Here is a 24,307-nt window from a genome sequence, read left to right on the forward strand (position 1 = left end):
TCCGAAGGGGAATCGGAAGGGGCGGCAGCGTGGTGCTGGTGTGCAATGCTGAATGCAGTGCGGGGGACAATATACGACCGGACAAGCGGCCGCAAACCTCCTGGATGGGGTGATCGCTATGTGACCTGTGGCGAGCGCCGACCAAGGAATGTCGGCTAAAGTATCCCGTGCTACAAACCGCGCAAGATCACTCGCGACGCTCTTACGTCCGAGAGATGAAAAAAAGCGCGATCGCCCCTGACGATCGCGCCTTCCCTACGCGGCCCCTCTCCCGCTCACTTACTCGACTACGGCTCCAGTAACCCCGCCGTCCCCTTGCGAATGTCGCGCGCGCCGTGCGCGACTCCCGTCCCAACTGCCACACCAAACAGCAACACCGCTCCAATGCCCACCGCCGGCAACAACCACGCGACCGGTGCCGCGACCAGCGCCGCGACGAGTCCCGAGATGTATGGGGTAGTCCGGCGCTGCGCCGCGTCCACGTAGCGCAACCGCGTGCGCACAAAATGCCGACTGTTCACGTAGCCGATCACCACAGCGGCGCCAGTTAACGCCAAGCTTAGGATGCCAAGCATGTCGCACCTCCTCTGGCATCTCTACGCGGCGCGCGACCGCCAGGTTTCCGGCGCCGACTACTTCTTCACCATGATCGTCCAATCGCCGCGTCCCTTGAGCGAGATGTACTCGCCGTTGGGACCGAGCAACGACTCACGATCGCTTCGAAGCACGCCGCGCGCAACGAACCGTCCCTCGCGATCCTTCACGAGGATCTCACAGCCGGGTTCGAGCTCGGCGAGCTGCCACTCCAACTCCGATTTCATCGTGTCTCCCTCGCCGCGTCGCCGCCAGGAATTTCCGCCACCAGTACCTCACCAAGGCAGACGACGCGCGCAACCGGGGGTTAACAGCCACGAGAGCCCTCGGGCACAAATACTTCCCAATGCGGAGCCGCCATCTGGCGATTGCTCGACGCGAGAGCCAGGCGTCCATCTCGTGGCGGAGCGACGCGCGCCCCGCCGTTCGCGCGCCTAGTCCTTTGTCAGCACACGACATGTACTTCCGCTGGATCGCAACCGGAGCCGCAACCGTGGCGCTGTCGGCGGTGCTCAGCGTCGCCGCCACGCGAGCGCACGAGGCCGCCGACTTGTCGCCGGACGCCCGCGTGCTTCCGGTGACCGGCGGCGCGCGCCTGACGCCGCACGCGAAACCGCCCATCGTGGAGCTGGGCGACACCATGCTCGGGGCGAGCGGTGCGCTCCGCGCGCACTTCGCATCGCGCGCCGAGGTCGCTGCACTGTCGTTGGGCGACACGACGCCTTCGGTCGAAGCATGGCCCGTCCCCGGCGGCGTTGACGGACATTCGTTCACCTTTCTCCCCACCCGTCCGTTCCACTCGAAGCTCGGCTCGTGGATCGACAACTATCTGGTGGGCTATTGGCCGGCCGAGCGGCGACGCATCCGCGAGAGCGCGTACGCCAATCCCGAGGATTTCATCGAGGTGACGCCGGCCAACGAGGACACGTTCGTGTCGGAGCATTTTCGTCTGCGCGACTTCATCACACACGATCAACCGAGAGTGTGGCCGAAGTACGTGGTGTTGCGTGAGGCACTCCTCGACAAGCTCGAGCTGGTGCTGCAGGACCTCGCGCATCACGGCATCGACACGTCGCACGTAATCGTGTTGTCCGGCTTCCGGACCCCTGCGTACAATCTTGCGCTCGGCGACGCCAGCGGACGCGCGCGCGAGAGCCGGCACCAGTACGGCGATGCCGCCGACATCATCATCGATGCGAACTGGGACGGGCACATGGACGATCTGAATCTCGACGGACGCGTCGATGAGGGCGACGTGAAAGTGATCGAGCGCGCCGTGGAGCGCGTCGAGCACCGGTACCCCGATCTCGCGGGCGGCCTCGGATTGTACGACGCGATGGGACCGCACGGTCCGTTCGCGCACATCGACGTGCGCGGCGAAGTGAAACGGTGGACGCGAACGGCGCACGCGCTCACGCCAGCCGACAACACCCACGCGACACGCGTCGCCGGCTGCTATGCGACAGGCACGTCCGCAGTTCTCTGCGTCCACGCCCGCCACCGCTGAGCGGACGAACGGACGGACGGATCGCTATCTCTCTCCACCCAAGCGGTCCGCGATTTGTCCGGCTTTGTCCTCGCCTGTCCGCCTGTAGAAACGAAAGTCCCCAGCTCCCGTAGATACTTATGTTCGCCCAAACGCACGAACCGCAATGAGGTGCGGCGTGCATCGAACGATTCACGCGGAGCATTCCTGCGATGGACACCCTGTTTGGCGACCTCCGGTACGCGCTGCGCCGCCTCCGCGCGCACCCGGGCTTCACGGCCATCGTCGTGCTAACGCTGGCGTTCGGCATCGGCGCCAACAGCGCGATTTTCAGTGTCGTCAACACGGTGTTGCTGCGCCCGCTGCCGTACGCCGAACCCGATCGGCTCGTCACCATTCAACACGACTATCCGTCGCTCAAGCTCGAGGCGCCGGTGTCGGCGCCGGGATTCCGTGACTATCGGGACAAGACGCGCGATTTCAGCGGCGTCGCGGTCGAGAGCAACTGGCCGGTGAATCTGACGGGTCTGGGCGACCCGCAGCGGCTGCACGGCACGAAAGTGTCCGGAGAATTCTTCCGCACGTACGGCGTGGCTCCTGCGTTAGGCAGAACCCTGCTGCCGGACGAGGACGCGCCGGGACACAACCGCGAAGTGGTGTTGAGCGACGGGCTCTGGAAGCGGCTGTTCGGCGGCCGGCCGGAGGCGGTGGGCCGGTCGATGTCGCTCGACGGCGTCGGGTACACGATCGTGGGTGTGATGCCACCGTCGTTCCACGACTTCTGGGTCCAAGACGCCGAGATCTGGACGCCGCTCGCGCTCGCCGACAGCGATTTCGTGCCGTCGGATTACACGACGGAATACCTCAACCTCACGGCGCGTCTCAAGCCGGGCGTGACCATCGACCAGGCGCAGCGCGATCTGCACGCGTTCGCCGCGCGGCTGCGCCAGGAGCACCCGAACGACATCCCGCCCGACTGGACGTTAGGCGTGAAGTCGCTCACCGTGCTGGGGACAGGCGACATCCGTCCGGCGCTGCTCGTGCTGTTGGGCGCGGTGGGATTCGTGCTGCTTATCGCCTGTGCGAACGTGGCGAACCTGCTCCTGGCCCGCGCAGCCGGGCGCGCCAAGGAAGTGGCGATTCGCACCGCGTTAGGCGCCCGGCGCCGCGACCTGGTGCGGCAGCTCCTCGTCGAGAGCCTGCTCCTCTCGTTCATCGGCGCCGGTTTGGGCTTGCTGCTCGCGTATGCGGGCGTGCGCGCGCTCGTGGCCGCGAACCCGAGCAACGTGCCGCGCGTGTCCGAGTTAGGCATCGATGGACACGTGCTGCTGTTCACGGCGGCGGTCGCGCTCGTCACCGGCGTGCTGTTCGGGCTGGCGCCGGCGCTCCAAATGTCGCGCGGGGACATGCACAACACCCTCAAAGAAGGCGGCCGCAGCGGCACCGCGGATCGCGCCGGTGCGACGCTCCGCCGCGTGCTGGTGGTCGCCGAGGTGGCGCTGGCGCTCACGCTGTTGAGCGGCGCCGGCCTCCTCATGAAGAGCTTCGCGAAACTGGCGGCGGTCGATCCCGGTTTCGATCCGTCGCACTTGCTCACGTTCGACCTCTCGCTGCCCGAGCTGTCGTATCCCACCGATACGGCGCGCACCGAGTTCTTCAACGAGGTGCTCCCGCGGCTTGCGCAGATCCCGGGCGTGCGCGGCGCCGGCGCCGTGACGGTGATGCCGTTCAGCGGCGGCTGGTCCACCGGCACCTATAACGTCGAGGGCTACACGCCGCCGCCTCACGGCTCGATGCCATGGGGGGATGTCCGCATCGTGAGCCCCGGGTATTTCAGTACGCTGCGCATCGCGGTGAAGCGCGGCCACACGTTCACCGACGCCGAGGCTGCCGCGGCGCTCAAGGTGGTGGTGGTAGACCAGCAGTTCGTGCACCGCTACCTGCGGCCCGGCGATGACCCGATCGGGCACCGGATGTGGTTCGGGCCGGCGGCGCCTAACGACAGCACGACGTACCGCACCATCGTCGGCGTCGTCGAACATACCAAGCAGGAAGGGCTGGCGGCCGATGCGCGCCCGCAGGTCTACATGCCATACGCACAGGTTCGCAGCATTGGGCACCTCACCGTTGCCGTGCGCACCGCCGGGCCCCCATCCGAGTACACCAACGCCGTGCGCGCCGCCGTCCAGTCTGTGGACCGCAACGAACCCGTCGCGCACGTTCGCACGATGGACGACATGATCGGATCGTCCATGGGGCAACGCCGCCTCTCGATGGTGCTGCTCGGCATCTTCGCCGTGCTGGCGCTGCTCCTGGCGTCGCTCGGGATCTACGGCGTCACGTCGTACTCGGTGACGCAGCGGAGCCGCGAGATGGGCATCCGCATGGCGCTCGGCGCCCGCGCGCGCGACGTGCTGCTCATGGTGATGCGGCAGGCCCTTGCGTTAGTCCTGGGCGGCGTGGCGCTCGGACTCGGGGCGGCCCTCGCGCTCACGCGCCTCATGACCAGCCAGTTGTTCGACACCCAACCCACCGACCCGGCGACGTTCACGCTGGTGTCGGTGCTCCTCTGCGCCGTCGCGGTGTGCGCCACGCTCGTGCCGGCGCGGCGCGCCACGCGGGTGGACCCGGTCGTGACGCTCCGCGACGAGTAGCAGACGTCACGACGCCGTCTTACTGGCCTCCACCTCGAGGCTGATGCGGATCTCGTTGCCAACAACGAGCCCGCCCGACTCGATGAGTTGATTCCACGTTAGGCCAAAATCGCGGCGGTCAATGCGGGTGGTGGCGCTGAAGCCGATGCGTTCACCGCCCCACGGGTCCTTGGTGCGGCCCTCTTCCATGACATCGAGCACGACGGGCTTGGTGACACCGTGGATCGTGAGATCGCCGGTGACGCGATAGCGTTGCTCTCCGGCAGACTCGACAACGGTGCTCTTGAACGTGATGTCGGGATATCGCTCCACTTCGAGAAAATCCGCCGACTTGAGGTGGGTGTCGCGCTGATCGGTTCGTGTATCGATGCTCGCGGCCTTGATCACCGCTGCGACAGACGACGCCGATGGACGCGCGTCATCGATGTGGATCGTGCCGCTCACATCCGTGAAGCGACCCTTCACGGTCGTGATCATCAAGTGCTTCGCGGCGAATTCCACGAGGGTATGCGCCGGATCGAGCGTCCAGGTGCTGCTGGTGTCCGACCGATTGATGGTCGAGGTCGTCATAGTGTTCCTCCTCTGTAAGGCCAGGCGCGGCGCGGGTCCAGCCCGAGCGCCGATTCCTTCGAGTTTAAAGGCTTTTTGCCGCGCTCCCGTTCCCGCGCGCGCCGTTCGCCTGTACAGCACGCTATCCGCGCCTTTACGTTCGTCGATGATTCCTCGCCGCGGCGCGCGCTGCGGCCCTCTACTTTTCCGGCATTTTTCAGACGAGATGAGCGACCCGCCATCGTACGCTCGCGCCGAGTCCGCCACGCGAGCGCGCCCAACGACGGGCGCACGGACGCGGTCGGTGTGCTTCCGTTGGGCGCGAGCCCCGGCGAGGCGCCGTGCGATCGCGTTTGCGTGCGCGATCGCCGGCGGCGCGTGCCACGCGTCGAATAGCGGCGCGCGCCATCGCGATCTGGTCATCGACATCGGCGCCGACGCCGACGTGCTGATGCCGCCGTTCACGGCAACGACGCAGGGCGCGATCATCGCCGATCAGATTTTCGAGCGCCTCGCGGATCCGGATAGCACGCTCGGCACCGTCGGCGATCGCGACTATCGGCCGCGTCTGGCGGATCACTGGACGTGGGGCCGCGACTCGCTCTCGATCGCGTTTCACATCGACCCGCGGGCGCGGTGGCACGATGGCCCGCCGGTGACCGCGCGGGACGTCAAATTCTCGTTTCGGGTGTTCAAGGACAGCGCCGCGGGTTCCATCGCTGCGCCGCTCCTGTCCAACATCGACTCCGTGTCGGTGCGCGACTCAGCGACGGCCGTGGTCTGGTTTCATGCCCGCACGCCGGACGAGTTCTACACGGCCACGTACTCGCCGCGCATCCTGCCGGCACACGTGCTGGACACCATCGCGCCCGACCGGTGGCGCACATCGGCGTTCGGCCGCGCCCCGATCGGAAGCGGTCCTTATCGGTTCGTCCGTTGGGCGCCGGGCACATCGATCGAGCTGTCCGCCGACACCGCGTATCGCAACGGACGTCCGACGTTCGACCGGATCCTGTTCACGGTGACGCGCGATCCATCGGTTGCTGTGACGCGGCTGCTCGCGCACGAGACGGATTTTCTGGATCGCATCAGGACCTCGGACATTCCACGCGTGCGTGCTCGCCGCGACCTGCGCGTTTTGCGCTGGCCGTCGGAAGAGAACGTGACCCTGTTGTTCAATCTGCGAGATCCGGCGAACCGGTCGCGTCCGCACCCGGTGCTGGGCGATTCGAGCGTCCGGCGCGCGATCGAGATGGCGATCGACCGCCCGGCGCTCGTGCGCAGTGTGTTAGGCGAGACCGGACGCGTCGCACGAGGGCCCGCTCCGGCGAGCCTGCTCGATTCGGTGTTTCTTCCCGAACGGCCGGCGGATTGCGCCGGCGCCGCCCGCCTGCTCGACGCCGCAGGCTGGGCTCGAGATGACCGAACAGGCGCTCGCCGGCGCGGCACACAACCGCTCATCGTTAGGCTTCTCGTGCCGACGAGCAGCGCCGAGCGGGTCGCCGCGGCCGTGGTGCTGCAGTCGCAGCTGCGATGCGCCGGCGTCGATGTCGAAATCGATCAAGTGGAGCTCAATACGTCACTCGATGACCTGGAGGCCGGCCAATTCGATGCGACACTGCTCGATCTCACGTGGGATCCGTCGCCTGCGAGCTCGCGCCAGCTCTGGGCAAGCGGGTCCGCGCCGCCGGGCGGCTCGAATTTCGGCGGCTACGCGAACCCGGTGTTCGACGCCCTCCTCGACAGCGCCATCGCTGCCACTCGACCCGAGCAGTCTCGGGCGCTGTACCGGAAGGCCTGGTCCGTCCTGGTGTCGAACGTACCGGCGGTCTGGCTGTACGATCTGGTGAACGTGGGCGCGGTGCGACAGCCGATCGAGCCACGGGGACTCCGAGCCGACGCGTGGTGGGGCGAGCTTGCCAAGTGGAGCATCGGTACCAACCCGGCAAACGACGGAATCCAGTAGCGGAAGGACCGACGGGCTACCGGCTACTGCTGACCCCGCCTGTCAGGTTCTTGTCCGGCGTGGCCTTGGCCGCTCAGCGACCATTGCAGGTTCGGAGCTTTTTCCCGATACTCTGTCATGGCTCTCGACCCTCCGCGCAGGCGCAGAATCCGATACCGCGGCAAATCTCTCAGGCATTCTGTCCGAGGCGACGACAGCGATGAGGGCATTCTCCCGCGGTCCCACGAGTTCGCGACACGAATTTCGGACCCCATAGTGCCGATTCGGGACATCACGATTCAACACGCTGCGTTCTTCGAGCACTTGGCGGAGCTCGGCGACGACACGACGGCCGAGTGGCGGCGGGTGTCGGCAGGGTTGGTATGTCTGCGCCTCGTCGACTATCTGTTGGCTTCGGGCGATGGCCAGCGCGTCGACGATGTGCGCGCGACACGCGCGGCGTGGGGCTGCCTGGAATCGTTGGGCGCGGGCGACGCGATCGCGAGCGTGCTGGCGAGCCTGCTGAACGTGTTGTCGAGCGACAGCGGCGACCGGGCGGTGACGGCGCGGCCTCGCCTGCTGGCGTACGGACGCGTCCTCGAGCTCGAGTCGCGTTGGGCGTTGGCCGCCGATGTGTACGAGACGGTGGTCCGGTTGTGCCGGAGTCCGTCGGACACCGGCGAGGCACACGACGCCGCGGCGGCGTACATGCGGTTAGGCGAGTGCCGGCGTCAGGAAGCGCGGTGGGAAGACGCGCAGCATGCGTTTCGTGCGGCTGCGGACGCAGCGGCGAGTGTGTCGGACTGGCCGACGCAGATCAAAGCGCGGTGTCTCGGCGCGGCGGTGTTGTCGGAGTCGGGGAATCTGGCGGTGGCCGATGCGCTCTTGCGTCGGGCGGCGCAGGATGCGCGCTGGGCGGGGTTGTCCGACGAGATGGCGCTGGCGTTGCACGGCCGCGCGCACGTGGCGTTCCAGCGCAAGCGGTACGAGGCGTCGGTGCGGTTCGCGTTCCGCGCGCTGCGCGGCTTGCGCGACCCGTTGGCGCGCGACCGCGCGCTGGCCGACGTGGCGGCCGCGTTCATTGAGTTAGGCGTACGGCGCGCCGCGCGCGACGCCAGTCTCGTGCTGATCGCGACAACGCAGGAGCCGTATGTCCGAGGCGCTGCGCTCATCAATTTGATGGACATGGCGACAAAGGACCGGACGGAGCCGTTGTTCGAACAGTACCGCCGGCAGCTCGCGGTCGAGGACTTACCGCCGCGACTGGCCGGGTACTACCACTATTACGCGGGGTTGGGAGCGTGGCAGTTCGGGCGGATCGAGACGGCCCGCATGGAGTACGGACGTGCCGCGGAGGTTGCGGCACGGCACGGACTGGCGCAGTTGCGCTTCGACGTCGAGGCGGCCATCGCGAAGCTGCGCACGCCGCCGCCGCTCGGTCCGGAGCCGATGGCCGACGCGTCGGCCAAGACGGCCGTGGTGGCTCGTGCGTTAGGCAGGATGCGCGAGGAGTTGGAGGCGCCGTCCGCCTAACGGTGGACGCCGCGCCGCCGGCACGCGGAGCCGCCGGTGGCGACGCACCGCCGGCGCGCGGCGGTTCAGCCGCGCGCCACCATCACATGCGGTCTAATGCGGACCGACGGTGATGGTCTGGTCGGCGCCCGGTTGCGTGGGAGCAGTCGGCGACGTGCAAGCGACAAACGCCAGGGCAATGGCGGCGAGAATGAGACGGGCAGTCAGGCGGCGCATGGATCCTCTGTGTGCTGGACGCTGGAGCGGGCTGAGCGGCGGGAAGCGCCCCGACGCGTGCCTCACCCGAGAGCACGCTACCAGCACATCGACGCACCCGGAGTGCAGTTTGGTGACATGGCGCTGCACTTTGGGGACACACCATACACCATCGGGACATCTCGCACGGCACGGGTGGGCCGCATGAATCTCGTGACGCTGGTGCCGGACCCGAAGCTGCTGCGCATTCGATTGGCGGCGCCCCCCGCCTTCACCGTGCGTGCGCTCGATGCCGTCGACGGGCCGACCGGTCTAACGACGACCCTCGACGCGGCCCCCGTCAACCTCATCGTCATTGATCCCGCAGATCCGCGGTGCGCGGGCCGCGTGAACGACCTGGCCGGCGTGCTCACCCGCTTCGACTGGATCCCGTGCGTCGTCTACGCCAGCCTCACCGCGACGGGCATCAGTCCCCTGCCGCAGCTCATGCGCGGCAGCCTGAGCGGCCTCCTGCTCGCGGGGATCGACGACAGCACCACCGCCATCCGCGACCTCATCCTCCGCCTAACGGCTGACGCGGTGGCCAACCTGCTGCTCGATGCGCTCGCCCGGCCGATTGAACGGCTGCCGGCACCGCTCGTCGACGCCATTCGCCTGCTCTTCGCCGCGCCGCACCGGTTTCCGTCGGTGGAGGATCTCGCGTCGGCCGCCAGCATGTCGCGCCGGCACGTGCACCGCGTGGTCACCGACGCGGGCCTCACGTCGCCCACGCAGCTGCTCGTCACGGCGCGCGTGCTGCGCGCCTATCAGATGCTTCGCTCCGGCGACATCACGGTGCAAGGCGCGGCGCAGCGGCTTCGCATCGCGCCGCGGATCCTGGCGCGACATCTGAGATTGACCACCTCGGTGCGCTCGTCGCGCGAGATGAACCAGATGGCCCCGACCGAGGTCGTCACACACTGCGTGCGATCGCTGTACCGGCCGCCCGCCGCGATGCGCCTGGCCGTCGGCGACTCGTCGCACATCGAGCGCGAGGCGCCGCCGGGTCCCCCGCGGCCAGGCCACGCATAATGGCAAGCCTCTATCTGCCGCGCGTACTCATCGTCGATGACGAACCGACGATTTGCCGCGCGCTCTCGATTGCGCTGCGTCGCGCGGGCTACGACGCGCGCGCGGCCGAGTCGGGGGAGGCCGCGCAGTCGCTCCTCGGCAAGGAACACTTCCATGCGATGGTCGTCGACCTGCGCATTCCCGACCAGCGCGGCGACGTGTTCTTCGAGCTCGCGGCGGCGCTGCACCCGCACCTTCGGTCGGCGACGCTCATGACGACGGGCGACACGAGCGACCGTGCATTCGACCTGCTTCGCGCCTGCCGCGTACCGTATCTCGTGAAGCCCTTCGATCTCGCCGAGCTCATCGGGCTCATCGACGGCTTCACGTGTCACATCCGAGACGCCAGCGCCTAACGGAGATCCGTCGTCACGGTTTGACCGCGAGCCGCCCCGAGTAGTCGATGCGGTCCAGCAAAATCGGCGGGTCGTGTTCCGCCAGATAACGATCGACAGCATCGCGCGCACCCCGCCAGTGCCCATAGTCGTCCAGGAGCAGGACCCCTCGAGACGCCAGCAACGGATACAAATGCGTGAGCTCGTGGTACGTCGACTCGTAGAAATCCGTGTCGAGACGCAGGATCGCGATGCGCTCCGGCATCGTGCCGGGGAGCGTGTCCTCCACCTTGCCCTTGACGAAGCGCAGCCTGGACTCGGGATAGCCGGTGGCCTCGACGTTCCGGCGCACGTCGTCGAGCGGCGCATAGTTCCATGCGTTGTGGCCGTCCTGCTGCGACCGCTCCCAGCGGCGGCGCGCGGCGCGATTGCCGCGGTTGATGTCGCGCTCCGTGGGCTCGCTCATGCCTTCGTACGTGTCGTAGAGCCACAGGGTGCGGCTCGTGTCGCCTAACTCGAGCAGCGTGAGCGCCGCGGCCATCATGCTTCCGCCGCGCCACACGCCACACTCGACGATGTCGCCGGCGACGCCGTGCCGCACGACGTACCGGACCGCCTGCCGCAGAGCGTACACGCGCTCGATCGACGTGAGCGTGTACGGTTTACACCGCGCGTGGAGCGCGAAGAACTCGGGATCGAGGTCAGGGTGCGCGACCGGCGGTTCGGTCTTGCGAATGAGCGCGAACCCGAACCGGTCCGCCACACGCTCGAGAAAATGCTTCAGACGTCGTCCTCCTCAAGGAACGGGGTACGCATAATGATGAACGCACGCGGTCTGTCGGTCGAGGCGGCTGGTCCGAGTTCCGCACCGCCGTCGGCGCCCGCGCGGTCCGAGGTCCCGGTCACCCTCCGGCTCCTCGCAGGACTCGGCGGCGCCTTCCTGCTCACGATCTGCCTGTTGGCGGCGCATCTCGCACTCCTGGGCGTCGTGGGCGTGGGCATCACCTGGCTCGTGCAGCGGCTGCGCCGGCGACCGTACACGCGCAGCGTCGGGTGGGTGGGATCGGTGGTCGCGACGGGTGTCGTGTTCCTCGCGACCTTCATCATCCATACGTCGAGCGTCCGGGGCAGTTCGTTCGACGCGCTCATGACGCAGGCGGCGCAGCAGCAGAAGCAGCAATCGCGCAAGCAGTCCACCTTCCTGCGGCAGCTCGTGCCGGGGCTCCAGCCGAACCCGGCATCGGATTCGCTGTCGCAGCGTCTGGTCCAATCGCGCACGTTCGTCGTGCTGACGCTGGGGGTTATGGGGCTCATGGCCGCCGGGATGGCGGGCGTGCTGCTCGGCACGCTCGGGTGGGCGATGGCGACGATAGTGCTGTTCGCGCTCTTTGCGCGGTGGACGTTCGGGTCGCCGGCGGCCGCGCCGCCTGCCTAACGGGACGATTCGAGCCGGCGGCGCAGCAGCCGGCGGATGACGGCGGCCGCGTACTCGCGGGCGTGTCGCGCGCGGTCCCGCCAGAGCGCGCGCTTGCTGCGGGCGAGGAGCGCCCGCACGGCGGCGGCGACGTCCGGCCGCAGGCCCATGGCGAGCGCGCGCTCGTAGCGCTCGAACACGAGCGGGTCTTTGATCCGCGGGACCTCGGCGATGCGCGCCGCCAGCGTCGCCGGCGGCTCGAACGTGCGGAAGTGCTCGAGCACGCCTAACCCGGCCAACACCACCTGGTTCCGGATGCACTTTTCACAGCGCGAACAGTTGAGCTGGTCCGGCCGGTTCGCCCAACAGACGCGCAGGAAGCGGCGCACGAGCGGCTCATCCCGCAGCACGCGCAGTTTGTCTCCACGACTGAGCTCGCCGCCCACGTGCTCGATCGTCAGCCCGTTCCCGCTCCACAGCGGGTCGAGCTGCCAGGCCGAACCCCAGGGATGCCAGCCGCCGTGGTAGAACGACGCCGAGATGAGCATCGTGGCCGACTCGTCGGCAAGCAGGTGGCCGATGGCGGCGAGCGCGCCGCCGTGTGTGCGGTCCCACGAAGCAACCCGAAACGCCGGGACCGTGCGGAGATTGGTCCGCACCACGATGGCGCGCGCGCCTAACACACCGGCAATGTCGCGCAGGTTCTGCTCCACCGCGGTCGCCCGCGCGACGTCGGTGAGCGGCATGTCGAACCCATGGACGAACACGAGGTCGTCCACGCGGCGGCCCGACGCCAGCAGCGTGTAGAACGAATCCACGCCGCCGCCAAAGCAGAGCGCCGTCCGGCCCGCCGCCGGCCGGTGCGGATTCGCCTCGACACGCATCGTGTCGACGCGCGGCAACACGCGGTCGTACCCCCACCAGCGATGCGTGATGTCAAGGACCTTGCGCAGCGATTCGGCGAAGGCCGCGTCGACCGCGCCTGTCGTGTCGAGCCGCAACCCGCGTGAGGCAGACGGAATGAGAAACGCCGCCACGAACGCCTCGACCGACGGGCGCAGCGGCACGTCGTCGGACTCGAACCAGACCTCGGCGCCGTCGACGACGGCAGACACGCGCGCTGATGTGGTCGTCGTCCGGCATTGGACGGCGGAAACCGACAGGGAGCCCGGCATTTGAGGGAATGATGCCTTACGGAGGCGCGGTGATGGCGGGAGTGCGGAAGGCAAGAGGCGGGCCGACCGGCGACCGCGTGCTGCAAGGCGTCCGGTTTCGGCATGGCAAATCCCGAAATCGGTCAGCCGAAGAACAAGCCTACGTGCGAAGATTGTGCGGCGCAACGCGTTGCGGGCCCGTGCGTCTGGCGCGCATCGTGTAACGCGACTCCCGGCGATCTGCCGCGGTTTCTCGCGGATCGCCCCACCCATCGCCAAGCGCACCGAGGATCAGCATGGACTCGTTGTTGAAGGACACGCGCGTTGCGTTCCGCATGCTGCGCAAGAACCCAGCATTCGCGCTCACGGCGATCGTCACGTTAGCACTCGGCATTGGCGCGAGCACAGCGATCTTTTCGGTGGTGAACGCCGTACTGCTGCGCCCGCTGCCGTACACGCAGCCGGATCGGCTGGCGATCATCTGGGGCGACATGCGCAATCGGAACGTGACCAACTTTCCGATGTCGCCAGCCAATTTCCGCGACCTCCGTGCGACCACCAAGACGTTTTCCGCCCTGGCGGGCGTGAGCATGTCCAAGATTCCGGTTGGCGGCGACGGATACGAGACGGAGCAGGTACCGGCGGCCTTCGTGACGACGAACCTGTTCTCGGTGCTCGGGATACGCGTGGTGATGGGCCGGGATTTCGTGGACGCGGATGCGACGCCGCAGGCGCAGCCGCCTAACGGCGCCACCGCTGGCCAGGCCGCGTCCCAGGGGCCGCCGCTGCCGGCGATGATGATCCTGTCGTACGAGTTCTGGAAGCGCCGCTACGGCGGCGACGCCAGCGTCATCGGGAAGAGTGTGGAGCTGGGTGGGCTCAAGGCGCAGGTGGTCGGCGTGGCGCAGCCGGGATCGGAGCTCCTGTTCACGCCTGCCGCGGGCATCGAGCGCACACCGGACGTGTACGTGGCGCAGCGCATCGACTTTGGGGACAATTCGGCGGCGTCGCGCATCAACGTGTTCCTGCGGGTGGTGGGCCGTCTCGCGCCCGGCGCGACGCTCGCCCAGGCGCGACAGGAGATGGACGCCTTCGCCGCCAACCTGCGCGCGCAGTTCGCGATCTTCAACACGGCCGGCCTCGCCATGCGCGTGGAGCCGATGCACGCCGACCTGGTGTCGGGTGAGCGCCCGGCGATCCTCGCGCTGATGGGCGCGGTGGCGTTCGTGCTGCTCATCGCGTGCGCCAACGTCGCCAATCTGCTCCTCGTGCGCGCGTCGAGCCGCGAGCGCGAGCTGGCGATCCGCTCAGCGTTAGGCGGATCGCGCGTCCGGCTGGTGCGGCAGATGATGCTCGAAAGCCTGCTCCTGGGCGGCAGCGGCGCGCTGGTGGGCCTCTGGGCGGCTGCGTTAGGCATCACGGTGCTCGTCCGCCTGGCGCCGGCCGGCCTGCCGCGCCTCGACGCCATCCGGATCGACCCGCCCGTGCTCGGCTTCACGGTGGTGGCGGGGCTCCTCTCGGTGCTGGTGTTCGGCACGGTCCCGGCGCTCCGCGCGTCGCGGCCCGATTTGATGGACGTGCTCCGCGCGAGCGGCCGCACCACGGGACAGCGCGCCGGCGCGCTCATGCGCAACGGCGTCGTCGTGGCCGAGGTGGCGCTGTCGCTCGTGCTGCTCATCGGGTGCGGCCTCATGGTCCGTTCGTTTGTGGCGCTCGAGCAAACGAATCCCGGTTTCGATTCCGGCGGGCTGCTGACCTTTTTCGCGACCCCGACCCGCCCAACACCGGTCGGGCCTAACGCGGCACGGCAGCGCGCCACCTTCGTCAGAACGTTCGCCGACCGGCTGCGCGCCATTCCCGGCGTGCAATCGGCGACCGCCGTCTCGCAACTGCCGCTCGAGGGCAACATCGGCAACGCGCGATGGGGCACGGCCGAAGCGCTCACCGATGCCGCCAAATTCAGGCAGGCGAACGTCCACGTCGTGATTCCCGGCTATTTCGCGACCATGCGGACGCGTCTCATCGCCGGACGCGATTTCTCGGAAGTGGACGACGACACCGCCGCCAAGACCATCATCATCGATGACAAGCTCGCCGCCCTCGCGTTCCCCGGGCAGAATGCCGTGGGGCAGCGTTTGCTGGCGCGCATCGTGACGGACGTGCCGTTGTGGTACACGGTGATCGGCGTGGTTGCGCACGAGCGCGACGAATCGCTGGCGACGGAGGGTCGCGAGGTGCTGTTCCTGAGCGATGGCGAGGTCGGGTCGGGCGCCGTCGCCCGTTGGGTCCTGCGCACGACCGGCGACCCGGCGGCGCTCGCCCCCCTCGTGCGCGCGACCGTACACGACTTCGACCCGACGATGTCGATCGCCGAGCTCCAGCCGATGCAGCGCTTCGTCGACGAGGCCGAGGCGCCCACGAAGTTTGCGTTAGCCCTGATCGGCACGTTCGCCGGCATTGCCATCATCCTGGCCGCGGTCGGCTTGTACGGCGTGTTGTCCACGGTCGTGCGCCAACGCACCGCGGAAATCGGCATGCGCATGGCGTTCGGCGCGCCGAGCCAGAGCATCTTTGCGTTGGTCATCGCGCAGGGCGTGCGCCTGAGCGCGATCGGCATTGTGTTCGGCCTGGTGGCCGCGGTCCTGCTCACGCGCGCGATGTCAACGATGCTCGTGGGCGTCCGCCCAACGGATCCCGCCACCTACATCGCGATTTCGATCGTGTTCCTGCTGGTGGCGACCGCGGCGGCGTGGCTGCCCGCCCGACGCGCCGCCGCGCTCGATCCGACCATCGCCCTGCGCGACGAGTGAACGCGCCGGGGTTACGGCGCCGCCGTCCACACGAGATGCGTCTCATCGAGTTCGGGAAATTCGCCGTGCGGGTCGATCTGGACGCGCGTGATCGCCGGCTCGCGCGACACGTGCACGACGTACGTGCGCGCGCCGTGCAGCCAGACGTCCACCGGCACGTCGATCCGCTGGGTGGCATTGCCGGCCCGCGTCACGACTAACGGAACGGGCATGGGCGCCAACCCGCGATCCTCGATCGTGATCGCGACCGAGTCGCCATCGGGCGTGACTGAAGCGATGGCCTGATCGAGCGGCCACGCCCGATAGAACCACGTGACCCAGAACCACGACAGATCGCGTCCGGCCACATTGTCGAACGTATTGAAGAAGTCGACCGGGTAGGGATGCCGATCGATCCACCGATGGCCGTACTCGCGGAGCGCCTGGTGGAACTTGTCGGCGCCCATCACGGCGCGCAGAGCGGCGAGCACCTGTGCGGTCTTGTCGTAGTAGTTGATGACGTAGAGGTCGTTGTCGGAGAGGTCGCCCCAGCGCATGAGCGGTTGGTCGAGACCGTTCCGCAGCGCGCCGAGATAGAGGCTGCGCTGGCCGGGCTCGGAATCGTTAGGCCGGCCGCCCTGGCGCGGTTCCCCGTACAGCACGCGCATGCACTGCGCGACGTCGAATTGCGTGAGGCCCTCGTCCATCCACGGGTGCCGGGTCTCGTTCGATCCGACCTGCATCGGGAACCACATGTGCCCGGTCTCGTGCATCAGGTCGCCCGCGAGCGACAACGTGTCGGCCCACGACTGCATGAGCGTCATCATCGGGTATTCCATGCCGCCGCCCTGGATCACGCCTTCCATGGACGTCATCTGCGGCCAGGGATAGGGCCAGAGCCAGGCCGACAATTGCTCGATCGCGTCGCGCGTGAAGCGCGCTCCGCCTAACGACCAGGCGGCGGCCTTGGGCGTGAGACGGAAGAAGCTGTTGATGGCGACCGTGTCGGGCGGCGCGCCGCTGTCGTGCGGAACCAGGGCGCGGGTCGCGTCCCACGCGTACTGGTCGCTCGTGCCCCATGCAAAATCGCGAACGTCGCGCGCCGTGTAGTGCCACGTCGCGCGGCCCGTGCCCGGCGCCAACGCCGCGGCCGCGTCGGCGCCCGGCGTGAGCACGCGGACCACCCGTCCTGTGTGCCGCGCCTCGGCCAACCGGGCGCGCGTCCGCGCCGAATAGACCGATGAATCCGCCAGCAGGCCGGTCGCGCCCACCACCCAACCGTGCGGTACCGTTAGGCGCACGTCGTAATCGGCCGGGTCCATGTAGAATTCGGCGCCGCTGAGATACGGATCGGTGACCCAGCCATTCACATCGTCGTACACGGCGAGCTGCGGATACCAGTAGCCCATGTAGAACACGTGGCCATCGCGTCCCTCACGGCCGTCGGACGGCGTCGGCGCCGGCGAATACGACCACGCGAACGCGAGGTGCGCGCTGTCGCCCGGAAGCACGGGAGCGGGCAGTCGGATCCACATCACGGTGCCATCGACCGCATAGCCGGGCCGCGTTTTGTCCGATGAGGCGGTGAGCGCGCGACCCGACACGGCGACGCGCGAGAGCGTCACCCCGCCGGTGATCGGCAGCCTGCCGCGTCGCGGGCTGCCCGGGGCAAACACGTTCTGACGCAGATACACGGCAAGCGCCCGCAGCGTGTCGGGCGAGCGATTCAGATAGACCACCGACTCGCGTCCCGTTAGGCGCGAGGCGGAGGGATCGAGCGAGGCGTCGATGCGATACCGCGCGTGCTGCACCCAGTTCGATGCACCCGGCTCGCCGGTGCGCGTGCGCGTGCCGCGCGCCACGGCCCGGCTGAATGCCGCCGACTCGAACACGGGACCGGGCAGCGGGCGGCCGGACCGCACGGTGGCAGCGGGGTCGACGACCGGCGACGGCCTCGACTGCGCCGGCAGACTGAGCGCGGCCATTGAAAGCGCCGCGAGCGTGGCCGCAAAACGAGCGGCAGCACGAGCGAACACGGCAGCAACGGACAAGCGATTTGCGCGCACCAAGGGCTCCAAGATCGTGAATGGATGTAGACCGCGGGCGACTCATTTTGGACCGCGGCGCGCCGTCTCGCAATCGTTCTGTGGGGCACGCGCCGCTCGACGCTCACCGGACATTGACACCTGGCGCGGTGATGCCGCGTAGGGGATCTTGGGCTTGACCATCCGAGGAGGCCACATGAACGGCGAGCAGATCATGACGGTGGTCTGTGTTGCGGTGATCACCTTCGGCGTGTCGGTCTGCATGATCGCCGCAGCGTTGTCGGCGCGCGCACGGGCGAAGCTCAAGAGCGGCTCGGTGGACACGAGCGGCATGGTGTCGCGGCTCGATCGCATCGAGCAGTCATTGGAGAGCGTCGCGGTGGAGGTCGAACGCGTGAGTGAGGCGCAGCGATTTACGGCGCGTCTCCTGGCCGAGCGCCGGGATGGCGCCCTGGCACAACTTCCGGCGGTGGAGGACCGGCGATGACTGAAAGCATGTTGACCGACCTGCTCACGTTTTTGTTTGGCCTCGGCTGCTTGATCGCGTTCACGCGTGTCGTGACTGCGTTTTTGGGCCGCAAGCGGCCGACGGCGCCGGCGCCGGACACCACGGCGCTCGAGGCGCGGTTGTCGCGGATCGAGCAGATCGTCGAATCCACCGCGATCGAAGTGGAGCGTGTGACGGAGTCACAGCGATTCATGGTCAACGTTTTCTCGCAGCGTCCCGCCGATCCGACGGCCTTGCCGCGACCCGCGGCGCGCGTCACCACGCCGCACTGACATGCGGGGAGCGCCGAGCCGCATCCTTCCGTTAGGCATCATGGCGGCCGCGCCGGCTGCCGGTGCGGAGGCGCCCGCGGGTCCCGTGCTCGTCGCCGACGATCGCGTGCCGGCGCGGTCGGGCCTGTCCGCGGTCATGTCGCACATTTCGCGGTGCGGGCGGTGGGAGCTGCCCCGGGTGACGCGTGTGGCGTCGTTCATGGGACAGGTGGACCTGGATCTGACGCAGGTCGCGCTCGCGCCCGGTGTGTCATCGATCGAGATCTTGTGCGTGCTCGGGGAGGTGAAGATCGTGGTGCCGCACACGATTCGGGTCGTGTGCGAGGGCAACCCGAACATGGGCGAGTTCGAGATCAAGACCTCGGCGGGGTCGCTCGCGTCGCCGGATGCGCCGCTGGTCCGGATCAGCGGCACCGCGTTCGCGGGCTCGGTGCACGTGCGCGTGGTGGATCCGACTGCGACGCCGTGGTGGAAGACGTGGCTGCTCGAGCGCCGCCGGCGCGCCGGGCGCCTAACGGACTAACCGCCGCGGAGGGCGTCGAGCGGGTCGAGCCGGGTGGCGCGGTGCGCGGGCACGAGGCTGGCCAGGGCGGCAACCAGGAGCAGCACCGCGGCCACGCCGAGGAACGTGGCCGGGTCGTGCGTGCTCACGCCGTAGATCATGCCGGCGAGCGCGTGCGTGGCGGCGACCGATGCCACGAGGCCGATGGCGACCCCGGCTGCTGCCAGCGCCACGCCCTGGCGGAGGACCATGAGCGACACCCCGCGCCGCGTCGCGCCCAACGCCATGCGGACGCCGATCTCGTGCGCCCGCTGGCTCACGAAGTACGCGATGACGCCGTAGATGCCCACGGCCGCCAACACCAACCCAGTTAGGCCGAGCAGGCCGAGCAGCATGGTCGTGAATCGGGATGTGGCCATCGAACGCGCGATGATCTCCTCCATCGTCGAGACGCCCGACACGGCGAGCTCCGGGTCGACGCCGGCCACCGCGCTGCGCACGGCCGGCGCCAGCGACGCCGGCGGCACCGCGGCACGAATCACCAGGCTCATCGCCGACAGCCGCATCTGGGTGGTCGGGTAATACACTTCGTTGGGCGGAGCTTCCGCGAGTCCGCTCGCGCGCATGTCGGCCACGACGCCGACGATCTCGCGCCATTTCGGGTTGCCGCCCGAGCAGTGCGCGAGGCGTCGGCCAACCGGATCGGCGCTTCCGTAGAGCCAATGCGCCAACGTTTCATTGATCACGACGACGGGAGCCGATCCCGCCAGATCGGAGGCGTCGAACGTGCGTCCGCGAAGCAGCGGCGTGCGCATCGTCGAGAAATAATTCCCGGTCGCGCTGCGGCCGTTCGCGTCGACTCCGCTTTCGATGTTCGTGTTGCTGCCCTCGCGCCAGACGGGGCAATCCATGCCAAGCCCGACAATCGGAATTCGCGACACGAGCGCGACCGACGACGCGCCGGGAATCGCCTGCACCGCCTCTCGGATCCGCTCGAAGGCTTCCATCGTCGAGCTGTCCGTCGGATAGCGCGCTGCCGGCAGCGCGACCTGGGCCGTGAGCAGTCCCCGCGGATCGAATCCCGGCGCGACGTGCTGCAGCGCGAACGCGCTGCGCACCAGCAGTCCCGCGCCCACGAGCAGCACGAGCGACAGCGCGACTTCGGCGATGACGAGCACGGTGCGCATCGATCCGCGCACGGCCGACGTCGAGTCGCGCGATCCCTCGCGGAGCGCTTGCTGGAGGTCGAGGCGCGTCGCGCGGAGCGCGGGCCAAACGCCGAAGACGATGCCGCAGAGCAGCGCGACGAGCGCGGCGAAGACAAGCACTGGAGCGTTGAGCGTCGCCTCGAACAACCTCGGGATGCCTTGCGGGCTCGCGCGCAGGAGCGCGTGCAAGCCGAGCGCCGCGACGGCGATGCCCACGACTCCGCCTAACCCGGCGAGCAGCACGCTTTCGGTGAGCAGCTGCATCATGAGGCGCCTGCGCGCCGCGCCGAGCGCGCTCCGGATGGCCACTTCCTTCCGGCGGACGGCCGCCCGCGCCAGCAGCAGATTCATCACGTTGCCGCAGGCGATGAGGAGCACCAGGCCGACGGCGCCGAACAGCACGAGCATCAAGGGCCGCACGGCGCCGACGACGCTGTCGCGGAGCGGGGTCGCGACGATGCTGCCATCGATGCCGCCGCGCGGATACTCGTGCGCGAGCTCGTGCTGCACTGCCGTCAGATCGCGCACGGCATCCGAGACCGGGACCCCGTCGCGTACGAGGCCGACGACGGTCAGCTCGTGATCCGCATGCTCATCGCGCTGCGCCGGCGTCAGCGCGAGCGGCACCCAGATCTCGGGGGCCGTCGTGCGCAATGCGTACGCCGCCGGCGCCACGCCGACCACGGTGTAGGGGTCGCCGTTGAGCGTGATCATCCGCCCAACGATGTGCGGATCCGAGGCGAAGGTGGTGGTCCACAGCGCGTGCGACAGGACGACGACGTGCGGCGCGCCCGGTAGGTCCGCGGCCGGACCGAAGTAGCGGCCGAGGGCCGGGGGAATGTAGAGCGCCCGCCAGTAGTCCGCCGACGCCTCGAGGCCAAAGAGCCGCTGCGGCGCCCCGATCCCGGTGAGCGTGTACGCTCCGTACCAGTACGCGCCTAACGCCGCGAACCGCGGCGCGCGCTGCCGCCACACCTCGTAATTCCCGGCGGTGACGTTCATCGAGCCGCCGCCCTGCGCGCCTTCGCGGAGCTCGACGAGCCGGCCAGCGTGCGCGTACGGCAGCGGCCGCAGCAGCACGCTGTAGACGGCGCTGAAAATCGCCGTATTGGCGCCGATGCCTAACGCCAGCGTGAGCACCGCGACGGCGGTGAACGCCGGGTTGCGCGCCATCTGCCGGACGGCGTAGCGGAGATCCTGGCCGATCACCTGCCCCCAGGCCAGACGCCGCTCGACCGTTTCACGCTCGCGCGTGAGCGACGCCAACGAGCGTTCGACCGCGTGGACGTCGCCAAACCGCTCCGCCGCCGCGCGGCGGGCCTCATCCGCCGACATGCCCGCCGCCAGATTCTCGGCGACGCGCGACTCAAGGTGGAATCGCAGCTCGTCGTCGACGTCGGCAGCCGGGTCCGACCGCCAGAACCGCAGATAGCGCCGCCACCGCGGCTCGTCGTTGGGCATGGACATCGAAGCGTTAGGCGGGTTGGCTCGTGGCGTCCATGATGCGTCCCATGGCCGCGGAGAAGGCCGACCAGCTGCTGCGCTGCGCCTCGAGCTGGCGCCGTCCAGCCGGGGTCAGGCTATAGTACTTGGCGCGGCGCTTGTTGTCGGTGATGCGCCACTGCGACCGCACCCAGCCCCGGTTCTCCATGCGGTAGAGGGCCGGATACAACGAGCCCTCTTCCACCCGCAGCGCATCATCGGTCGTCTGCTGGATCCATCGCGCGATGCCGAAGCCGTGCATCGGCCCCCAGCTCAGCGTCTTGAGCACGATCACGTCGAGGGTGCCCTGCAACAGCGCGACGGAAGCAGCGGCCATGTCGGCCATCTCCATTAGAGCGTCTAGGTGACGGTCGAGTATGTGATCGCTTGCCCAGAACGTCAAGGGGAGGCCGCCGACGCGAGTGGCCGCGTCCGCCGGCGACGGGCCTGTCCCGTGAACCCGGGACCGCCGCGCGTGTATCTTGGAGGTGCTCAGACCACGGACCCCGGACATGCGCCTTCGATTCGCCATCGCACCTGTCGCGCTGTGCCTCGCCGCCACAGCGGCCACCGCTCGTTGGGCGGTTCGCCCGGCTGCGCTGCCGACCGGCGCCTACGTTCTCTCGCGCGCTGCGTCGGCTCGGCCGCCCATCCCATTTCAATTCCTGCTCGCCGGTTCCGTCGTCGCCGGGAGCGTCGACAGCGCGCGCATCATGCTCGCCGCGGACAGCTCGTACACCGACAAGGTGACGGTGCGGTGGACGAAAGCGCCGTCCCTTCCCTTTCCGATCCCCGGCCTTTCGCCGGGACCCGACCCGCACGTGATCACCGGGTCCGGTCGGTACACGGTGCAAGGGGGACAGATTGCGCTCGAGCCCGACGACTTCGTGACGCGCGCGTTCGTGCAGTCGGTGCAGGCGCGCGCCGATTCGTCGGGATTGACGTTGACCGGAATGTCGGGCGGCTTTGCCGGCGCGCACGTGCCGCTCAACGCGGTGTTCACCCGGGTTCGTTAGGCGGGCGTCCCGGCCGGCCCGGGTCCAGGCCGAGCATGCCGCTGGCCGCGGTGAAGCCGCCTTCGGACCGTGAGCCTGGGGGAAGGCGGCGGTCGCCGACGTCGGGTTCCGACGCGGCCGCGGAACCCATCGCCGTCACCGCGGATAGTGGAAACCATTGAGCGTACCAGGCGGGGGTTCGCTGCGCGGGTCGCGTCTGGAGGCACGAGGACCATCCCGGCCGCAGTTCGCGATGTGACGTCGGGACCTGGTGCGGGGGTAGTACATCCGCGCGGGTGCGCGAGCGGCCCGGAGGCGTCGCGTGCTTGCCCGTAGCGTTCGTCGGCGCCATGCTTGCTCCAGCTCGGCGCGAACCGGAGGAGTCGCCATGCCGCAGGTGCTCTCGCACGCCATGCCCGTGGTCGCCGCCGTCTGTCTCTTGGGTGCTGTGTCCGCGGCGCCGCCCGTCGCCGGGCAGTACGCCGCCGGAGCCAACATCGGAGTGTCGGTGGTGCCGATCACCACCGGGGCCGTCCAACTGAGCGCAGCCGGCGGCGTGGGGCGCAACATGTCGTGGGCGGCGCCGCGCACGCTCCTGTCGTTAGGCATGACGGCGTCGGCCGGCACGTCCGCGGGCGGCGCGTCGCTCGGCCTCTCCACCCAGCGCACGGTGGAGGCCGACTCGTTGTCGCCGGTGTTCGCGCTGCAGGCCGCGGCGTGGCATTCGATCGGTCCGGTCACCTTGAAGCTCGGACTCGCCGAGCACGCGCTGCGGTTCACGGGACAGCCGGGCAGCCTCGAGATTTCGGTCGACACCGAGTTCGTCACCGACAGCGGCCTAGTCCCGTATCCGGGCAACACGTCTCCCGGCAGCTCGGTCCCGGGGGGCAGCGCGTTCCGGGTGGACACAGTTAGGCATCGATCCACGCCGTCGAGCGTGCAGATCTGGTCGGAGCTCGAAGCGAGCGCGGAGTGGGCGGTTGGCCGGATGCGCCTCAGCGCGCTCGTCGGCGCCCGGCCGCCGGTGCAATCGTTCCCTGCCGCGACGTGGGCGCAGGCGGGCGGCAGCATCGATCTGCCCCACGGCTTCAGTCTCGACGTTGCCGCCGGCACGTCGCCGGCACGCATCGGGCTCGGTATCCCCGGCTCGCGGTTCGTGAGCGTCGGTGTGCGAGTGCAGCCCGTGCGCGGCGCGCCGACCGAGCGCATCGCGCCGCCAACGCCGGCGTCAGTACTCAGCGTGCAGCCGGCGGGCGATCACCGCTTCACGTTCACGTACGGCGCCGCGCAGGCGTCGAGTGTCCAGATCGCCGGCGACTTCAATGCGTGGACGCCCGTGGACCTCGAAGAGGATGGCCACGGCCGCTGGCACGCGACGATGGCGCTCGAGCCGGGCGTGCACCACGTCAGCCTGCGCGTGAACGGCGGTGCGTGGTTTGCGCCGCCCGGCATCCCCGCCGTGCCGGACGACTTCGGCGGCACGACCGGCATCATCGACGTCCGCTGATCGGTGACGCGTGACCGCCGCCCGGGTGCG

At 68.8% G+C, this 24,307-nt stretch carries 21 protein-coding genes; 13 read left to right on the forward strand and 8 right to left on the reverse strand.

Annotation, left to right across the window (positions count from 1 at the left end):
- Positions 1–287 precede the first annotated feature (287 nt).
- Complete coding sequence (locus tag VFW04_01920; GenBank protein HEX5178061.1) at positions 288–575, reverse strand: hypothetical protein; 288 nt, start codon at positions 573–575, stop codon at positions 288–290.
- 57 nt (positions 576–632) lie between these two features.
- Complete coding sequence (locus tag VFW04_01925) at positions 633–821, reverse strand: hypothetical protein (GenBank protein ID HEX5178062.1); 189 nt, start codon at positions 819–821, stop codon at positions 633–635.
- A 230-nt stretch (positions 822–1,051) separates the two neighbouring features.
- Here VFW04_01925 and VFW04_01930 point away from each other — a divergent pair, with 230 nt between their 5' ends.
- A complete protein-coding gene (locus VFW04_01930; GenBank protein ID HEX5178063.1) occupies positions 1,052–2,101 on the forward strand; it encodes a D-Ala-D-Ala carboxypeptidase family metallohydrolase in 1,050 nt (349 codons plus the stop codon).
- A gap of 191 nt (positions 2,102–2,292) precedes the next feature.
- Entirely contained in the window at positions 2,293–4,734 is a 2,442-nt protein-coding gene (locus VFW04_01935; GenBank protein ID HEX5178064.1) for an ABC transporter permease, read from the forward strand.
- Positions 4,735–4,740: 6 nt separating this feature from the next.
- Here the strand turns inward: VFW04_01935 and VFW04_01940 are convergent, their stop codons facing one another.
- Entirely contained in the window at positions 4,741–5,304 is a 564-nt protein-coding gene (locus tag VFW04_01940) for a YceI family protein (protein ID HEX5178065.1), read from the reverse strand.
- A 205-nt stretch (positions 5,305–5,509) separates the two neighbouring features.
- Here VFW04_01940 and VFW04_01945 point away from each other — a divergent pair, with 205 nt between their 5' ends.
- The 4 genes from VFW04_01945 to VFW04_01960 all read left to right on the forward strand — a co-directional run bounded on the left by VFW04_01945 (position 5,510) and on the right by VFW04_01960 (position 10,422).
- Positions 5,510–7,249: a peptide ABC transporter substrate-binding protein gene (locus VFW04_01945; GenBank protein ID HEX5178066.1), complete on the forward strand. Its 1,740-nt coding sequence runs from the start codon at positions 5,510–5,512 to the stop codon at positions 7,247–7,249.
- Positions 7,250–7,504: 255 nt separating this feature from the next.
- Complete coding sequence (locus tag VFW04_01950; GenBank protein ID HEX5178067.1) at positions 7,505–8,761, forward strand: hypothetical protein; 1,257 nt, start codon at positions 7,505–7,507, stop codon at positions 8,759–8,761.
- A 333-nt stretch (positions 8,762–9,094) separates the two neighbouring features.
- A complete protein-coding gene (locus tag VFW04_01955) occupies positions 9,095–10,027 on the forward strand; it encodes an AraC family transcriptional regulator (protein ID HEX5178068.1) in 933 nt (310 codons plus the stop codon).
- Positions 10,027–10,422 carry a response regulator gene (locus VFW04_01960; protein ID HEX5178069.1) on the forward strand — a complete coding sequence of 132 codons (396 nt, stop codon included), beginning with the start codon at positions 10,027–10,029 and terminating at the stop codon, positions 10,420–10,422. The genes VFW04_01955 and VFW04_01960 overlap by 1 nt, the downstream gene beginning before the upstream one ends.
- A gap of 13 nt (positions 10,423–10,435) precedes the next feature.
- Here VFW04_01960 and VFW04_01965 read toward each other — a convergent pair whose 3' ends face one another.
- Positions 10,436–11,164 carry a TylF/MycF/NovP-related O-methyltransferase gene (locus tag VFW04_01965; GenBank protein ID HEX5178070.1) on the reverse strand — a complete coding sequence of 243 codons (729 nt, stop codon included), beginning with the start codon at positions 11,162–11,164 and terminating at the stop codon, positions 10,436–10,438.
- 54 nt (positions 11,165–11,218) lie between these two features.
- Between VFW04_01965 and VFW04_01970 the strand changes: the two genes are divergently transcribed.
- Positions 11,219–11,836, forward strand: coding sequence for a hypothetical protein (locus VFW04_01970; protein HEX5178071.1), 618 nt, complete (start codon positions 11,219–11,221; stop codon positions 11,834–11,836).
- Here VFW04_01970 and VFW04_01975 read toward each other — a convergent pair.
- Positions 11,833–12,930 (reverse strand): hypothetical protein, encoded by a 1,098-nt coding sequence (locus tag VFW04_01975; protein HEX5178072.1) that lies wholly within the window; start codon positions 12,928–12,930, stop codon positions 11,833–11,835. The two genes, VFW04_01970 and VFW04_01975, sit on opposite strands and share 4 nt — an antisense overlap.
- A 335-nt stretch (positions 12,931–13,265) precedes the next feature.
- Between VFW04_01975 and VFW04_01980 the strand changes: the two genes are divergently transcribed.
- Positions 13,266–15,779, forward strand: a complete 2,514-nt coding sequence (locus VFW04_01980) for an ABC transporter permease (GenBank protein ID HEX5178073.1) — start codon at positions 13,266–13,268, stop codon at positions 15,777–15,779.
- Positions 15,780–15,790: 11 nt separating this feature from the next.
- On the opposite strand, the gene VFW04_01985 is transcribed toward VFW04_01980, so the two are convergent.
- Positions 15,791–17,743 (reverse strand): M1 family metallopeptidase, encoded by a 1,953-nt coding sequence (locus VFW04_01985; GenBank protein HEX5178074.1) that lies wholly within the window; start codon positions 17,741–17,743, stop codon positions 15,791–15,793.
- A 256-nt stretch (positions 17,744–17,999) separates the two neighbouring features.
- Between VFW04_01985 and VFW04_01990 the strand changes: the two genes are divergently transcribed.
- From VFW04_01990 to VFW04_02000, 3 genes are read left to right on the forward strand one after another with little or no spacing between them, the layout of a single operon-like run.
- Complete coding sequence (locus VFW04_01990; protein HEX5178075.1) at positions 18,000–18,290, forward strand: hypothetical protein; 291 nt, start codon at positions 18,000–18,002, stop codon at positions 18,288–18,290.
- Positions 18,287–18,583: a hypothetical protein gene (locus VFW04_01995; GenBank protein HEX5178076.1), complete on the forward strand. Its 297-nt coding sequence runs from the start codon at positions 18,287–18,289 to the stop codon at positions 18,581–18,583. The genes VFW04_01990 and VFW04_01995 overlap by 4 nt, the downstream gene beginning before the upstream one ends.
- Position 18,584: 1 nt before the next feature.
- Positions 18,585–19,106: a LiaF domain-containing protein gene (locus tag VFW04_02000; GenBank protein ID HEX5178077.1), complete on the forward strand. Its 522-nt coding sequence runs from the start codon at positions 18,585–18,587 to the stop codon at positions 19,104–19,106.
- Here the strand turns inward: VFW04_02000 and VFW04_02005 are convergent.
- Positions 19,103–21,754, reverse strand: coding sequence for an ABC transporter permease (locus tag VFW04_02005; GenBank protein HEX5178078.1), 2,652 nt, complete (start codon positions 21,752–21,754; stop codon positions 19,103–19,105). The two genes, VFW04_02000 and VFW04_02005, sit on opposite strands and share 4 nt — an antisense overlap.
- Before the next feature lie 13 nt (positions 21,755–21,767).
- Positions 21,768–22,112 carry a PadR family transcriptional regulator gene (locus VFW04_02010; protein HEX5178079.1) on the reverse strand — a complete coding sequence of 115 codons (345 nt, stop codon included), beginning with the start codon at positions 22,110–22,112 and terminating at the stop codon, positions 21,768–21,770.
- 175 nt (positions 22,113–22,287) lie between these two features.
- Between VFW04_02010 and VFW04_02015 the strand changes: the two genes are divergently transcribed.
- Entirely contained in the window at positions 22,288–22,791 is a 504-nt protein-coding gene (locus tag VFW04_02015) for a hypothetical protein (GenBank protein ID HEX5178080.1), read from the forward strand.
- Between the two features lie 367 nt (positions 22,792–23,158).
- Entirely contained in the window at positions 23,159–24,277 is a 1,119-nt protein-coding gene (locus VFW04_02020) for a glycogen-binding domain-containing protein (GenBank protein ID HEX5178081.1), read from the forward strand.
- Positions 24,278–24,307 lie beyond the last annotated feature (30 nt).

It is taken from the genome of Gemmatimonadaceae bacterium (assembly GCA_036273715.1).
GTDB lineage: Bacteria > Gemmatimonadota > Gemmatimonadetes > Gemmatimonadales > Gemmatimonadaceae > JADGGM01.